Raw genomic sequence first — 522 nt, 5'->3', positions numbered from 1 at the left:
AAGCCGGGTGACAGCGTCCAGCGTGATGAAGTGCTGGTCGAATTTGAAACCGATAAAGTGGTGCTGGAAGTGCCGGCGCCTGAAGCGGGCGTGCTGGATGCCGTGCTGGAAAGCGAAGGCGCTACGGTGACATCGCGCCAAATTCTTGGGCGTCTGCGTCGGGGCGACAGCTCCGGTAAAGAAACCAGCGAAAAATCGCAGAGCAAAGAGTCTACGCCTGCCCAGCGCCATACCGCCGGGTTGACCGAAGAGAACAACGACGCGCTCAGTCCGGCAATTCGTCGTCTGATCGGTGAGCACGGTCTGGATGCGGCTGCGATCAAAGGCAGCGGCGTCGGTGGCCGTATCACGCGTGAAGATGTGGAGAAGCATCTGGCGGCGCAGACGCAGGCTGCCAGCGGCAGTGATAAAAAAGCGGAGAAAGCGCAAGCTGCACCCGCTTTGGCCCATCGCAGCGAAAAACGTGTGCCGATGACACGCCTGCGTAAGCGTGTTGCGGAACGCCTGCTCGAAGCGAAAAAC

1 protein-coding gene is annotated in these 522 nt (G+C 60.2%); it reads left to right on the top strand.

Translation table 11 applies throughout. The features are described 5' to 3' along the window. On the top strand, nt 1–522 hold a 522-nt coding region (locus tag J5224_RS35100), incomplete at both ends, for an E3 binding domain-containing protein (protein WP_264629399.1).

This window comes from Candidatus Symbiopectobacterium sp. NZEC135, assembly GCF_025962695.1.
The sequence above is the reverse complement of the archived record's forward strand: the minus strand, read 5'-3'. Positions and strand labels throughout refer to the sequence as shown.